At 67.9% G+C, this 14877-nt stretch carries 15 protein-coding genes; 6 read left to right on the top strand and 9 right to left on the bottom strand.

What is annotated here, in order from left to right; all coding sequences use genetic code 11:
• Positions 1–18 precede the first annotated feature (18 nt).
• Complete coding sequence (locus tag jaqu_RS20965) at positions 19–510, top strand: DUF302 domain-containing protein (protein WP_161793817.1); 492 nt, start codon at positions 19–21, stop codon at positions 508–510.
• On the opposite strand, the gene jaqu_RS03250 is transcribed toward jaqu_RS20965, so the two are convergent.
• A complete protein-coding gene (locus tag jaqu_RS03250; RefSeq protein ID WP_043917516.1) occupies positions 507–947 on the bottom strand; it encodes a hypothetical protein in 441 nt (146 codons plus the stop codon). The genes jaqu_RS20965 and jaqu_RS03250 overlap by 4 nt on opposite strands.
• A 209-nt stretch (positions 948–1156) precedes the next feature.
• Here jaqu_RS03250 and truA point away from each other — a divergent pair, with 209 nt between their 5' ends.
• The 5 genes from truA (at position 1157) to jaqu_RS03225 (ending at position 7139) form a co-directional block, all read left to right on the top strand.
• Positions 1157–1924 (top strand): tRNA pseudouridine(38-40) synthase TruA, encoded by a 768-nt coding sequence (truA, locus tag jaqu_RS03245; RefSeq protein WP_043917515.1) that lies wholly within the window; start codon positions 1157–1159, stop codon positions 1922–1924.
• Positions 1925–2050: 126 nt separating this feature from the next.
• Positions 2051–5413, top strand: coding sequence for a hypothetical protein (locus jaqu_RS03240; protein ID WP_043917514.1), 3363 nt, complete (start codon positions 2051–2053; stop codon positions 5411–5413).
• Positions 5414–5566: 153 nt separating this feature from the next.
• Complete coding sequence (locus tag jaqu_RS03235) at positions 5567–5776, top strand: cold-shock protein (RefSeq protein WP_043917513.1); 210 nt, start codon at positions 5567–5569, stop codon at positions 5774–5776.
• Positions 5777–5856: 80 nt separating this feature from the next.
• Positions 5857–6450: a nitroreductase family protein gene (locus jaqu_RS03230; protein WP_043917512.1), complete on the top strand. Its 594-nt coding sequence runs from the start codon at positions 5857–5859 to the stop codon at positions 6448–6450.
• The gene (locus tag jaqu_RS03225; protein WP_043917511.1) at positions 6447–7139 is read left to right on the top strand and encodes an EI24 domain-containing protein; all 693 of its coding nucleotides are present in this window, start codon (positions 6447–6449) and stop codon (positions 7137–7139) included. The genes jaqu_RS03230 and jaqu_RS03225 overlap by 4 nt, the downstream gene beginning before the upstream one ends.
• 13 nt (positions 7140–7152) lie before the next feature.
• Here the strand turns inward: jaqu_RS03225 and jaqu_RS03220 are convergent, their stop codons facing one another.
• From jaqu_RS03220 to jaqu_RS03185, 8 genes are all read right to left on the bottom strand, one after another.
• A complete protein-coding gene (locus tag jaqu_RS03220) occupies positions 7153–7518 on the bottom strand; it encodes an NADH-quinone oxidoreductase subunit A (protein ID WP_043917510.1) in 366 nt (121 codons plus the stop codon).
• Between the two features lie 76 nt (positions 7519–7594).
• A complete protein-coding gene (locus jaqu_RS03215; protein ID WP_043917509.1) occupies positions 7595–7942 on the bottom strand; it encodes a DUF1353 domain-containing protein in 348 nt (115 codons plus the stop codon).
• On the bottom strand, positions 7939–9054 hold the full coding sequence (locus jaqu_RS03210) for a lytic murein transglycosylase (protein WP_043917508.1): 1116 nt from the start codon (positions 9052–9054) through the stop codon (positions 7939–7941). The genes jaqu_RS03215 and jaqu_RS03210 overlap by 4 nt, the downstream gene beginning before the upstream one ends.
• A 94-nt stretch (positions 9055–9148) precedes the next feature.
• Positions 9149–9829 (bottom strand): SH3 domain-containing protein, encoded by a 681-nt coding sequence (locus tag jaqu_RS03205; protein WP_043917507.1) that lies wholly within the window; start codon positions 9827–9829, stop codon positions 9149–9151.
• Between the two features lie 153 nt (positions 9830–9982).
• Positions 9983–10750, bottom strand: coding sequence for a crotonase/enoyl-CoA hydratase family protein (locus jaqu_RS03200; RefSeq protein WP_089268343.1), 768 nt, complete (start codon positions 10748–10750; stop codon positions 9983–9985).
• Positions 10751–10870: 120 nt separating this feature from the next.
• The gene (locus jaqu_RS03195; protein WP_236687759.1) at positions 10871–12469 is read right to left on the bottom strand and encodes an FAD-dependent oxidoreductase; all 1599 of its coding nucleotides are present in this window, start codon (positions 12467–12469) and stop codon (positions 10871–10873) included.
• Between the two features lie 122 nt (positions 12470–12591).
• Complete coding sequence (locus jaqu_RS03190) at positions 12592–13560, bottom strand: sugar-binding transcriptional regulator (RefSeq protein ID WP_043917504.1); 969 nt, start codon at positions 13558–13560, stop codon at positions 12592–12594.
• 18 nt (positions 13561–13578) lie between these two features.
• A complete protein-coding gene (locus tag jaqu_RS03185; RefSeq protein ID WP_043917503.1) occupies positions 13579–14874 on the bottom strand; it encodes an acetoin dehydrogenase dihydrolipoyllysine-residue acetyltransferase subunit in 1296 nt (431 codons plus the stop codon).
• Between the last annotated feature and the right edge of the window lie 3 nt (positions 14875–14877).

Below are 14877 nucleotides of genomic sequence, written 5' to 3'. Positions count from 1 at the left end.
ACTTCCGAGGTCCTCCCGATGAGACGACTCTCCCTCTGCATCGCGCCGGCCGCCTTTGCCGCGCTATACCTGTCCGCCCACCCCTCTGCCGCACAAACGCCCGGGGAGAATGGCATCATACGTGTGGAAAGTGCACATTCCGTCGAAGTGACCGCCGACAGGTACGAGGACGCCGCGCGAGAGCGGGGCATCCGCGTCTTCGCCCGCCACAACCACACCGAGGCCGCGCGCGAATATGAAGAGACCTTGTCGCCGACGATCGTGATCGCCGTCGGCAATCCCGGCTACGGGACGCGGTTCATACGTGAAAACCAGTTGGCCGGGATCGATTTCCCGCCGAAAGCACTGGCCTACGAGGATCCGCAAGGCCGGGTCTGGTTGGCCTACAATTCAGCCGAGTATCTCTACGAGACCATCTTCGCACGACACGGACTGGACTACCCGCCAGAAGACGTCGCGTTCTACGCCGACCTGCTGGAAAGCCTCGCAGAGGCGGCGACCTCTCCCTAGGAGGCCGTGCAGTCCAGTGCCATGTTAAGCATCGCGATGTCGCCGCTCACGCTGCTTGGGACGACCTTGCAGCCGGTCACCTGCTCTGCGGCGATTGCGGCCCCGCGGGCAACCGAAGCGAAGGCGGGGCGCCATTCAGGCGTCATACGCGTCACCTGCGCCGTCGAGACGTTCCAGTTCACGCGATAGTCCCGTCCCTCTACCCGCGCGGTGCCGGTCCGATCCAACCCATCAAGCGGATGCGGCGATCCGCAGGCCGCAAGGCCCGCAAACGCCAGAAAGACAAGCCCGCGCATCACCTGGAATTGACCGTCTTGGCCGGGGTGGAAGCCCCGCTCCTCTCCTTCGGCTCGCGCGCGCTGAGAGGCGGTGGATCCGGTGGCGGGGACAGCAATCGGAGAAGCGAGGCGAACGACATTCTCCCGTCCTCGCGCCATTTCGTTGACAATCGGTTAAGGCGGCGATGCCTTTGCGGAACCGGCTCCGATCGAGGCGCCCGGCGAAGTCGGACGCGGAGGCCGATACAGGTGGAACGCCCTCCGACGAGCCGGATCGCAGCAAGACAACATCCCAACAGGAACGGTTACGGCTCGGTGCATCCCGCGCGCCGCTGGACACCGCGCGCCGCTGGTCCTAGCCCGCGCCCATGCCCCGCTACGCACTCCGCATCGAATATGACGGTCGTCCCTTCGCCGGCTGGCAGCGCCAGGATGGGCCGGACAGCGTGCAGCAACGGATCGAGACGGCGCTCGCGGCGCTCGAGTCAGGCCCGCACCGGATCGCGGCGGCGGGGCGCACGGATACCGGCGTGCATGCCACGGGACAGGTGGCGCAAGCGGATCTTGCACGGGACTGGGACCCGTTCCGCCTGTCCGAGGCGCTGAACTGGCATCTGAAGCCTGCTCCCATCGCCGTGACCGCCTGCGCCCGTGTGACGACCGACTGGCATGCGCGTTTCACAGCCGTCGAACGACGCTACGCGTTTCGGGTTATCGCGCGGCGCGCGCCCTTGACGGTCGACAAGGGCCTCGCCTGGCGCGTGCACGGGCCGCTCGACGCCGACGCGATGCGGGAAGGCGCCACCCACCTGACAGGGCGGCACGACTTCACCACGTTCCGCGCCGTGCAATGCCAGGCGGACAGCCCCGTCCGCACGCTCGACGAGATCCGGATAAGCGAAGCAGAATACCCGGGCGGACGCCTTTTCACCTTCCACATCCGGGCCCGCAGCTTCCTTCATAACCAGGTCCGTTCCATCGTCGGGACACTGGAGCGTGTCGGCGCCGGATCATGGACGCCGGAGCGTGTCGCCGATGCACTCGCCGCGCGCGACCGCGCGGCCTGTGGACCGGTCGCGCCGCCCGACGGCCTGACATTGACGGGTGTAAGCTATCCGGCGGATCCTTTCGCATAGGAAGATAGGCGAGGGCGTGCCATCCGGCCGGAACCACGCCTTCCCCTCGCCGCACAAGCGCCCTAAGATCGCCAAAACCGAGAGGCGGCCCCAGAGCCGCCCGCCCCCGAACGGACAGGCCCCTGCATGACGCCTCGCCTCGCGCTCGAACTCTCGGTCGATGGAATCGCGCTCCTGTCGCGGGCGCCGGACGGCACGTGGTGGCGTGAGGGTGCGGTGACGCTGGACGATCCCGCCTTCACGACGGCCGTCCAGAAACTGCGTGACCGGGGACTGGCGCGTGTCGGCGCGGATGCCTGTTCCTATCTGATCCTCCCGGACAGTCAGCTTCTGTTCACGACGCTGGAGCGCGACGATCGCAAGGCCGAGGTGACGATCCGGCAGAACCTGACAGGCCGCACTCCCTACGACGTGGACGATCTGGCGTTCGACTTCCTGCAGATAGGCGACCGCCTCCAGGTTGCGGTGGTCGCTCTGGAAACGCTCATGGAGGCAGAGACCTTCGCCGCCGAGCACGGTTTCCGTCCGGTCGCCTTCGTCGCGTCGCCCGATCCCTCGAACTATCGCGGCGTCCCCTGGTTCGGTCAGACGGGCCTCGCCAACGACCTGCTGAACGGCGAGGCCCCGCCGAAACCGGAAAGTCCGTTCGTCATCCATGCCGCACCGCCCTTGCCGGGCCCCGGGCTGGGGATGGGGCTTGGCGAGTTGCCGCAGGGTGAGCTTTTTGGCGCTCCGACCCCTTCGCCGCCGGCCGAAACGCCGCCGGAACCCGAATACGTTGACCCACCGGCCCCGGCCGAGGACCGCACCGAGCAAGATCGCGCGCCTTCATTCGCAACGCGGAGGTCGATCCCGGCCGAGGCGTCTCCGCGCCTGTCGCGGATCGCTCCACGGCTCAGCGGTGTGACACGCGATCCGGTCCCTCCGCGGCGCGCGGCCGTTCCGCCACCCGTCGCCGTGCCGGCGCCTTCGCCGGACCCGGAGCCTCCAGCGGAACCCGATGTCGCAATCGACCCGTCCGAGCCTGAGCTGGACGCGGCGCCCGAACCACGTGAAGTCCTTGATCCGCTGCCTGCCGATATGCCCGCGCCGGTCGAGGAGCCCGAGGTGGAGGCCGCCCCCGACCAGGCATATCTCGATCCCGAACGGCATGAGGAATCGGACCGGGAACAGGTAGAGCCGGAGCCGGGAGAGTTGGAGGCCGATGCAGACCTCAGCACGCCTCCCGGTGAAACGGTCTTCACCCCGATCGTCGATTTGCCCTCCGACGATGATCTGGCGGGGGACGCTCCGGAATTGCTGGAGGTCGAGGCGCCAGAGGCCGGCGAACAGGCAGATACTCCGGATCCGGATGCAGAGCCGACGATAGAGACTTTAGACTCGTCCGACGAGGAGCCTGCCGATACGCCCGCACCGGACGTCGTGTCTGACGAACCTGCAGACCCGGAACCGCATCTGGCCGAACGAACGGCAGAGATGTCCGAGGCCACAGAAGAGCCCCGGCAGGACGAGACCGACGAAGGCCCGCAAGACGACGATCGCGGCGCCGAACCCCTACGAACCGCGCCGCCGCCAATCATGGCGACCCGCGAAACCCTTCCGCCCGCGCGGAGGCGTCCGCATCTCACCGCCTCCAACCCGGCCGAGGAAGAGCCGGAAGAAAGTCCGATCCGCCGTCGGATCAGCGCGCTTTTGCCCACGCGTGACGATGAAGACACCGCTGCCGCCGAGATCGCCGCGCAGCAAGATGGCGCTCGCCGGGGCGGGATGGGTCTGTGGCTGACACTCGGCCTGATCGCCGTGATGGCGGCCGTGGCTGGAGGGTCGCTGCTCCTCGATGGCGAGGAGGTTGCGGACCTTCCGGAAGAGACACAGCTCGCGGGCACTCCTCGGGGAGACGCCGCGCTGCTGCCCGGTGCCGGAACGGCTCCGACCGACCGGTTGCCACCGCCGCAGCCGCTCGTCGTCGGGAGCGTTGCGCCTGTCGCGGTCGAGACGCCCTCCACCGAGGAAGCCGCGCCACCGCGGACGTCCGATGTGGTGGACGAACCCGCGCCGCCCGACCAGCCCGAGGCCGTCGCGCCCGCGGACACCGCGGTCGCCGGTACGTCCGATTTGGAAGACGCCCCTTTGGCCACCCCCACGGATGCACCGTCTGAACAGCCCGAGATCGCAACGATCGAAACACCTTCCGAACCAGAGGCGCCTCAGAGTGCCGAGGCGGAGGTGATCGAGACGACCGTTCCGGTCGAGCCTCTGCCCGAGAGCGAGACGACCGAGGCGCCAGGTCCGGCTTCGCCGACGGATGTCGTGCAGACTGAAACCGCCGTGGCATCGGCTCAGACGACCGACACGCCCACTGAGCCGGAACTCTCGACCGAGACAGCGTCGTCGCGCGCGTCAAGCGAGGACGCGCCGGCGACCGAAACGCCTGCCGCACCGACGGCGGACGAAGGGCCCGCGATCGCCTCCACCGACACCCCGGAGGAGGAGGCGCCGAACGCAGGCTCCGCCCTCGTGCCGGACGTTGCCCAGGACGACGACGCACCGGTCCCGTCCGAATCGGAGAGCGTGCAGCTCGTCGCCGCCACGCCGGAAGGCACAGTTGCGCCCGGTGGCTACAGAGTGGTCGCCGGCCGGCCGTCGATCCTGCCAACGCCGCGTCCCGGCGGCGAAGAGGTCGTGACGCCCGCCGCCCTCTCCACCACCGAACCCGAGACGGTGCCGGAGGTCGATCCGGAGGAAGCCGCACGCAGGGAGATCCTGTCGCGCGTTCGCCCGCAGCTCCGCCCCGATGGTGGCGATCTGGGCCTGCCGGATACCGAAGCCGCGGAGCCGACGGAAACGACACCCGAAACGGAGGACCAGGCCGCCACGCCGCCCACGATCCGGCCGACACCGCGTCCGGCAGGGCTGGCCCCAGAAACTGAACCCGAGCCGCAGCAGGATGCCGGGGCGGCCACCGACGAGGACGACCCCGCCGTTATCGCTGCTCAACAAGCGGCCCTCGCGTCGCTTGCCGCCAGACGCAACCGGACGACGGCGGAGACGGCAGAGGTCGAGACCTCGGTTGATGACAGCGAACCCGTTTCCCCGCTGGCCCTCGCGGCCTCCCGGCGCCCGAGTGTCCGTCCGCGTGGTGTCGAACGCGAAGCCGCGCAGATCGTCACGCGCCGACGCGAAGCTGCGGCGGCGAGCCCGGCGCCCCAGCAGGCCGCCGCCAGCACCCAACGCATCACGCCCAGCCGCGGCGGGGTCGCGAACGCCGCGACCGACGAGAATGCGATCCGCCTGAACCGGATCAACCTGATCGGTACGTATGGCCGACCGTCGGCAAGGCGCGCCCTCGTCCGATTGTCGAACGGGCGTTACGTGAAGGTCGAAGTCGGGGACCGGCTCGACCGTGGACGCGTCGTGGCCATCGGAGACGGCGAGCTTCGCTACCAGCGTGGCGGCCGCAATATCGTCCTTCAGATGCCCCGCACGTAACACTAGGTTACGCGGGGTCACCTTTCGCTTGACCTGATGGGTGCCCGCGATAGCTGTTGATCGTGTCCGATATTCCAACAAAGCAGGCGGTCACGCGATACAACGCCGCTCCGTGCAGGCCGGTGGCGGAACGACCACGAAGGAGGGCCCCGGATGGCCACCGGAACCGTCAAATGGTTCAACACCACCAAAGGCTACGGCTTCATTGCGCCAGATGATGGCGGCAACGACATTTTCGTCCATATTTCCGCTGTCGAACGGGCGGGCCTGACCGGCCTGCGGGACAATCAGAAAGTCCAGTTCGAACTGCGCGAGGGACGTGACGGACGCTCCTCTGCGGTAGACCTCGTCACACTGGACTGACGCCGAGGGACGGACCCGGCGCGCCTTGAACTCTTCCATCGGCATTGCGACATCGTTGCCATGCTTCAAGTTGCGCGCCGATGCCTGAGATAGCTCCCCTCCGCCACCAACCGGAGGTGGTCGACTTCCTGCTGTCGCGCAGGTCTCGCCCGGCCAAGAGCCTTCGTGCACCCGGGCCGGACCGTGAGGCCCTCAGGGAGGTGTTGACCGCCGCCGCTCGGGTTCCCGACCATGGGAAACTCGAACCTTGGCGGTTCATCGTGATCGAAGGCGATGCGCTCGGTCGACTGGCGGATCTTGCGCATCGCCGCATGTCGGATCTCGGGCAAGACGGGGCGAAGGCGCAGAAGGCCCGCGCGATGTTCGCGGACGCGCCCTGTATCGTCGCCGTCATCTGCGCCCCCCAGCACAGCGACAAGATCCCGGACCGGGAACAGCTTCTCAGTGCGGGAGCGGCCTGTACGGCGCTCGTCAACATGGCCCTCGCATCCGGATGGGGTGCGAATTGGCTGACAGGCGCCATGGCGACGGATTCGGTCTTTCTCTCAGAAGGGCTGGACCTTGAGGAAGGCCAGTCCGTCGCAGGCTTCATCGTGCTCGGCACCGAAGGCGCCGTTCCGCCGGAACGCCCGCGCCCGGACCTCGACCGCATCACCCGGTGGATCGAGACGTGAAGGAGATCCGCCTCGCGCTCAACCAGCTCGGCGACCCGCGTTTTCGCGGCGTCCTCGCCCGAGGCGTGGGTCTGTCACTCGCCTTGCTGGCGGCGTTCTCGGCCCTCGTCGTCTGGGGCGCTCAAGCGCTCGTCGGGCCATCGGTGAGCCTGCCCTGGATCGGAGAGGTGACGTGGCTCGACGACGTGACCTTCTGGGCCACGATCCCGCTGGTAATGATCCTGTCGGTCTTTCTGATGGTTCCGGTCGCCTCTGCCTTTACCGGCCTGTTCCTCGACCGGATCGCCCAGGCAGTCGAGGACAGACACTATTCCCCCCTTCCCCCGGCCCGCGAACAGGGATGGTCCGAGATGGCACGGGAGACGGCCGGCTTCCTGAGCCTCGTCGTGGTCGTGAACCTTCTGGCGCTGATTGCCTACCTGGTCTTCGCCCCTTTTGCGCTGCTGATCTTCTGGGGGGTCAACGGGTTCCTTCTGGGCCGGGAATACGCGCAGATGGTTGCCGCACGGCGCTTGCCCGCCGAGGAGGCGCGCAGCTTCCGGCTACGTCATCGCGGGCGGATCTGGGCGACGGGCATCCTCATGGCGATCCCGCTTTCCGTCCCGGTGCTGAACCTGCTGGTTCCGGTCGTCGGCGCGGCGGCTTTCACGCATCTGTTCCACCGGCTGAGCCGAGACGCGACCGCCTGAACGGCCGGCCCGCTCACTCCCAGTCGAGCGCGCCCTTCTTCCACTCATAGGCGAAGCCGACGGTCAGGACGCCGAGGAAGACCATCATCGACCAGAAGGCCGCGTCCGACAGGCCCGCAAAGCTCACGGCCCAGGGGAACAGCATCGCGATCTCGAGGTCGAAGATGATGAACAGGATTGCCACGAGGTAGAACCGCACGTCGAACTTCATCCGCGCATCGTCGAAGGCGTTGAAGCCGCATTCATAGGCCGAGACCTTTTCGGGATCAGGCGCGCGCACGGCCAGGACGACCGCGGCGAGGATCAGCACGAGGCCAAGGCCGACGGCCACGCCCAGGAACATCAGGATGGGCAGGTACTCGCGCAGCATCTCGTCCATGGGGGCCTCCTGTCGGTCCGGTCGCGAATGGGGATAGGTCGCGCATCGGGCCGCGTCAATGCGGCCTGAATGTCCATCACCCGAAGCGAAACAGCACCACGGCAAGCGTCATCGCCAGCCGCCGGAGGACCCCGACGCCGTCCGCACGCAGCGCCCGGTTGAAGATGCCTCCGGCGGTGACACGTTCCCATTCGTCGTCGAGCAGCCAATCATGAAGCGCGGCGGCCTTGAGGTATCGGGGATCGCGCGGATCGAAGAGCCACCGCGCCCAGACCGGGATCGAGACGTCGAAATCGTAGCCGATCGGAACGATGACCCACAGACGCGACCCCTTGCGCCCGACCTCCCAGAAGATCGGCTTGATCGTGCGAAAGCCCGTATCCGTCTCGACCCACCATCCATGCAGGTCGGTATAGCGGCTCACCCGCCCAGCGCGCGCAGAAGCGCAGGCGATGGGTCGCCCGTCACCGCAAGCCCATTCGCCCGCTGATAGGCCGAAATCGCCGCCTGCGTTCCCCGACCGATCACCCCGTCCGGGGTGCCCGCATCGTATCCCGCAGCTGTCAGACGCCGTTGCAGAGCGATCCGCTGTTCAAGCGTCATGCCGAACCGGTCCGCGCCGAAGCCGGTGCGGAGCGGCCCGGCGCCCGCGATCCGGTCGGCCAGGTAGCCCACCGCCAAGGCGTAATTGTCGGAATTGTTGTAGCGTTTGATCACCCGGAAATTCGGCCCCGTCCGGAAGGCGGGCCCGCCTGCATCGGGGCGCAGATTGCCGCCTTGCACCTCGTCGGACCAGCGTGCGCCCCGCCGCCAGCCCGCATTGGCCAGATAGGCCGCGGTCGAGGCCAGCGCATCGGTCGGGTCCTCGCCCCAGATGTCGCGTCGTCCGTCGCCGGTGAAATCGACCGCGTTGGACAGATAAGAGGTCGGGATGAACTGCGTATGCCCCATCGCACCCGCCCAGGACCCGACCATTCGGTCCGGCGTCGTGTCGCCGGATTGCAGGATCCGCAGGGCGGCGTCGAGCTGGCTTTCGAAGAACCGCCCGCGTCGCCCGTCGAAGGCGAGTGTCGAGGTCGAAGAGATGACGGGGATGTCGCCCCGCCGTGCGCCGTACCGGCTTTCGACACCCCAGATCGCGGCGACGATCTGCGCGGGCACGCCATAGCGCGCCTCTATCCGGTCCAGAGTGCCGCGCTGGCGGGCGAAGGCGGCGCGACCCTGCGCCACCCGCTCTTCGGACGCGACGATCTGGAGATAGTCCTCGAAGCTGCGGCGGAACTCGGTCTGGTTGCGGTCCCGCGCCACCACGCCGGGCACGAAACCCGCGCCGCGAAAGGCCCGATCGATTACGGAGGGCGACAGCCCCCGCGAGGCGGCGCGCGTCTTGTAGCCCTCGACCCAGGCCAACCAGCCGGGCGTCGCCCGTGGCACGAGGTCCGGATCCCGCGAAGAGGCGGGCCCGGCGGCGGGCGCAGCGTTGCAGGCGGCGAGCGCGACTGGCGCGAGGACGACGAGGCGACGGGTCACATTCATCGGATGCTCCGGTGCAGGATCAGAGCGAGAGCCTAGCGGCCCGCGAGTCGGGGGCAAGCGGAACGAAAGGCGACAGCGTTTCCTCGCCGGGGTCTCAGAATGCGCGGGCCACCACCAGATCCATCCGGACCCAGCCGCGCCCGCCACTGTCGAGAGACAACTGGCACCACCCGGCAAAAGGATCACATGTCCGCACGCGCCCGCCCTCACCGGGCTCGAGGCTTCCCACAACGGCGAGATCGGTGCTCGGCCCTTCGCGTAGATTCACCCGGCCGTCGCCCCGGTTCACGTAGATCATCTCGGGCGTCCAGAAATCGCGCCAGTCGATCATGTGCGGCGAAGGCAGCGGATCACGCGGGGCCGTGCGGGCCAGCGCCGCCCGCACATCATCCGCGATTGACGGATCGACCGCCTGATCCAGCGGCGAGACGGTGATGGGTGGTGGAAGCTGACGGGTCGTCACCTCCGGCACCGGGTCGCGGACAACGGGAACGGAGGACGGGGCCCGCCCCTGCCCGGCCAGCATCGCCGACATGTCCGCCCAGCCGACCGCCTCGCCGAAATCGACGAAGCACCACGACCCGCCCTCGGCGCAGCCCTGCACCACGCCCACCTCGCCGGGCTCCGCGCGCCCCACGACGAGCATCCCCTGCCCCGGCGCTTCGCGCAATGGAAGGGAAAGCGCGTTGGTGTTGCTCAGCATTTGGCCCGGCGCAAAGCCCTGAGCCCAGACCGGTGCAGCGATGACGGTGAACAGCATGAGAGCGCGAAACATGAAACGTCCTTTGACCTGACGGACCAACGCGGAAAGCGCGGGTTCCGATGCGTCCGACGTCGGGATTGGTTCGACGTTAGGCAATAGCACGCTGCCCCCGACGCCGCCGAAGCCCCCGATCCGTTTCGCCCTCGACGGTCGGCGACGATCCGGTCAGACGATCCAGTCCGGCTTTCGCTTGTCGAAGAACGCGCCTACACCTTCGCGTGCCTCTGGATCCTCCCATCGTGCCATCAACGCCTCGATGGAGGCCTCGATCTCGGCCTCCCGGTCCGCGCTGGACAAACGGCGCGCAAGACGCTTTGCATCGCGGACCGCACCCGGGGCGCAGGCCAGATAGGGGGCGATCTCCGCTTCGACGGCCTCGTCCAGCGCATCGACGGGAACGGCGCGCGACACGAGGCCCAGCGTGACCGCCTCGGCCGCGTCGAACCGGCGCGACGACATGAAGACGCGGCGCGTCCCCGGCCCGAGCCTTGCGGCGACATAGGGCCCGATGGTCGCCGGGATCAGGCCCAGCCGCGTCTCGGTCAGCCCGAACTTGGCCGTCTCGGACGCGACCGCGACGTCGCAGACCGAGATCATCCCCACGCCCCCGCCGAAAGCCGCGCCGTTCACCTTGCCGATCAGCGGCGCATCCATCGCGTCCAGTGCCTGAAGCATGTGCGCCAGACGTGAAGCTTCCTGCCGTCGCTGATCCGGCGTGGCATCGAACTGCGCCCGCATCCATCCCAGATCACCGCCCGCGCAAAAGCTGACACCTCGCCCGGTCAGGACGACGACGCGGGCATCCGGCGCCTCGGCGAAGGCCCGAAGATCATCCATCGTCGCGGCATCCAGCGCGTTGTGGACGTCCGGCCGATCCAGGGTGACGGTGGCAACGCCGCGCGCGTCGCGCTCCACGGAGATGGTCATGGCGATCCTCGGGTTGGGCCCGCCGAGTGCTACAGGGCCGCCGCGTGGATGCAAGGCGATGCCGCTCCGAATATGCACGGCGCCGAAGCGAGGGACATATCGGAACGCGGCAGCCGGGGCGCGGGGTCAATTCCCCTCGTCGCGCACATGCTCCCACACCTTCGATATGACGACGGAGCCTTCGCCCACCGCGCTCGCGACCCGCTTGACGGAGCCCGCCCTTACATCGCCGACCGCATAGATGCCCGGTACCGATGTCGCGAAAGGAGAGTCCGTGCCGATCGCCTCGCCGGTCAGGATGAAGCCTTTTGCGTCGGTGGCCACATCGTCGCCGAGCCAGTCGGTGTTGGGCGAGGCGCCGACCATGATGAAGAGGGCGCGGGTCTCCACGACCTCCTCTCCGCCGTCCACCCCCTCCCCCGTGAGGGTCACGCGTTCGAGATGCTCATCCCCATGCAGCGCGGCCACCTCGGTTCTGTACCGGATGCGGATGCGGGGATCGGCCTCCAACCGCTCGCTCAGATAGGACGACATCGACGAAGCCAGACTGTCGCCGCGAACGAGAAGGTTCACGCACTTGGCATAGCGGCTCAGGAACATGGCGGCCTGCCCCGCGGAATTGCCTCCGCCGACGATCAGAACCTCGGTATCCCGGCAGAACCGCGCCTCCACGTCGGTGGCGGCGTAGTAGACGCCCGCGCCTTCCAGGCCCTCCAACCGATCCAGCGGCAGGCGGCGATATTGCACGCCGCATGCCACGACAACGGCACCCGCATGAACGATGGTCCCGCAGGCCAAGGTGACATCGAAGCTTCCGTCCTTGCGGCAGACCAGCGACACAGCCCGGCGGGGCACGGCGAAGCGGGCGCCGAACTTCATTGCCTGCACCTCGCCGCGCCAGCACAGATCCGCACCGGAAATGCCGGTCGGAAAGCCCATGTAATTCTCGATCCGGCTGGATTGCCCGGCCTGTCCGCCGATCGTCTCGTCGTCGATTACCAGCGCGGACAGCCCCTCGGCCCCCGCATAGACGGCCGCCGCGATCCCGCCGGGACCGCCGCCGACGATCAGGACGTCGCACTCCGTTTCACCCCCAAGGTCGAGATCCAGACCGAAAAGCCGCGCAACCTCATGGGGCGTCGGGTTTTCCAGCACCTTGTCCGCACCATAGAGGACGGCGGGCGGACGGATGACATTGCATCTGTCCGCAAGGCGCATCGCTTCGGAGCATTCAGGGTCCAGAACGCGAAAGGGAATCCGGTTGCGGCCGGCGAAGGCGGCGAGGCGCCGGATATCCCGATCCTCATCGAGACCGATCAATGTCAGGCTGGCGGAATTCGACTCGAGCAGGCGTCTCCGCCGGGCGGCGAAGACGGTCACGATGATGTCCGACATCTCGGGAACGCGGGACATCAGTTCCAGCATCCTGTCCCGGGGGACGCACAGAAAACGGCTGTCCTTGATGGTCCGCATCGGCAGGAGGGTCAGGCCGCCGGTCAGGAACGAGACTTCGCCCACGAACTGCGTCGGGCCCAGGGTCGCCCCGTCGCCGTAGCGCTGGTTCAGAAGCGGATCGACCGCTTCCGCCTCGCCCTCGAGGCAATAGAGGAACCTGTCGGTCGGGTCCCCGAGCTTGAAGACCCACTCGCCCGCCGGAATCTCGATCTCCTCGCCGATGCGGCGCAATGCCTCAACATGCTCGTCGTGAAGGGGGGTTCGGACCATCGTGCGAAGGTCTTGCGCAAGGCTTTCCATGTGTCCGGTCCGTTCGATTGGCTCGTGTCAGAGGATAGGTGCCCTGCCCCTATCGTCTAGCGGCAGTTTCGATGCCGGTCAGGGTGAGCAGGTCAGGGTGACCCGTCCAGAAGGCGACGGGCCGACGCCTCGTCCGTGATGATTGTCGTCGGGCGCACCGATGCCAGCGCGGCGCGCAGGATCACGTCCTTCTCGACGCCACCCGACATGAGGATCCGGCTGGGGATACGTTGGAGCCGCTCCAGCGGCATGGACACGCAACGTTCGTTGATCCCGTGCTCGACCAGGGCACCGGACGCATCGACGAAATTGTAGAGAATGTCACCGATGGCACCGGCCTCCTTGAGGGATCGCCGCGCGGGCTCCGGGATGTGCCCGATCCGGTACGACGTCGTCAGCCCGTCGATGCCACCGCAGCTGATCAACGCGACGTCGCTGGACTCGGCCTGTTGGAAGACCTGTTCGATCCCGCAATGCTCCAGCAGAGCGTGTCGCGTCGCCGGGCTGTCGACCAAGGCGGGGGCGGGGACGAGGAAGCCCTCGGCGTCGAAAGCCTCGGCGAACTGCCACGCGAATTCGGCCGGGTTGAAGCGGCGGGCCTCGGCGATGCCACCCAGAAGGGAGACGACCCGCAATCCCTCGATCGCACGCGGGCGCAGATGGGATAGCGTCGCATGCAACGTCCGCCCCCACCCCACGCCCAGCGTCATGTTGGGCCGCAGGATCGACGAGATGTAGGGACCGGCGATTGCCGCGATCGCGTTGGTCGGATCGCCACCGGCATCCGAGAACGGGGCCACGATCGCCTTTTCCAGTCCGAACCGCTCTTCCAGGTCACGCTCCAGCGTGACGGTCTCGGTCAGGTCGGACGCGATGGTGATGGTCACCTCGCCCCGGCGCCGCGCCTCCGAGAGGAGACGTGTAACCGCGATCCGGTTGAGCCCCATCATGCGCGCGGTCTCGCTCTGGGTGTGGCCCTCGACGTAGTAGATCCACGCGGCCCGGATGCGCAGATCGCGCTGGGATTCGTCGGGTTGGGAGGCGGTCCGTTGCTCTTTCACGCGGGGCCCTCCTGCGGCTTACGGCGCCAATCCTACCGACGCAGCCAACAGGTCGGCAACCGCTTCGGGGGCCTCGATCTGGGGCATGTGTCCCAGATCGTCGAACAGGTTCAGCGACACGCGGCCCGGGGCGGACAGGGCGTGGGACCACGGGATGATGCCGTCCCGGCGGCCCCAGATGATACGGGTCGGCATCTCGACACGGCCCAGCGCGGCCTGCAGATCGAAGCATTGCGTTCCGTCGGCGAACAGCGTCTCGGCCATGCGGCGTTGCGCGTCGCGCAAGTCCTCGTCGGATCGGCCGGCAAGAACGGCCTGCACATAGTTCCAACTGATCCGGTCGGGATCGGCGACGAGCCGTTTGAGCCAGGGCGCCAAGCTCTCGGCACGTGTCGCACGCAACATGCCATCAAGCGCCGCTCCGTCGATTTGCGGCCCAAGCCCGGCGGGAGCGATCAGCGTCAGGCTCGCCACACGGCGCGGCCGGGTATCCGCAAGGGCCAATGCGACGGCCCCGCCGAGCGAATGGCCGACAAGATGCATTGCTTCGAGGTTCAACTCATCCAGTCCGCGGCGCATGTGGGAAACCAGCGCGGAGAAATCGGCGGGCGGCTTGCGCGTTGCGCGCCCGTGGCCCGGTAATTCCAGCTTGTGGATCGGGCGTCCCGATCCGAAAGCCTTTTCCAGTGGCCCCCAGCTTTGCGCATCGGACAGGAAGCCGTGGATCAGGACAAGGGGCGGACCGGTCTGCGCTCCTGCACGCCCCTTAGGTTCCGGGTCTGGGCTGGCGCGCATGTCGGTCGCGCGGACAGCCTCGCGCACATCCTCGCCCTGGATCCGTCCCCGGGGGCCGGTGCCGGGGATGTCGCTCAGCCGCAGATCGGCTTCGCGGGCCAAGCGGCGGGCAAGGGGCGTCGCGCGGGGCCCGGCTTCGATCTTCCGTTTCTCATCCGGCGGGGCGGCGGGTTCCTCTTGCACCGGCTGCGTGTCGGAACGTGTCTCGCCACGTCGCCCTGTCGGCTCTTCGGACCCCATGGCCGGCTTTGCACCGGCTGGGGGATCGCCGACCTCCTCGCCCTCGGAATACAGAAACGCGACGGCCGATCCGATGGCGACGGTATCGCCCTCGCCGGCGAGCACATGATGCAATGTGCCTTCGCCGGGGGCTTCGACCTCCATCGCGGCCTTGTCGGTCTCGATATCGAAGAGCGGGTCCCCGCGCGCGACCTTCTCGCCCTCGGATACGTGCCACTTCGCGATGGTGCCCTCGGCCATATCCATGTCGACCTTGGGCATGATGACCTCGACCGGCATGGG

The sequence above is a fragment of the Jannaschia aquimarina genome (assembly GCF_000877395.1).
Classification (GTDB): Bacteria; Pseudomonadota; Alphaproteobacteria; order Rhodobacterales; family Rhodobacteraceae; genus Jannaschia; species Jannaschia aquimarina.
The sequence above is the reverse complement of the archived record's forward strand: the minus strand, read 5'-3'. Positions and strand labels throughout refer to the sequence as shown.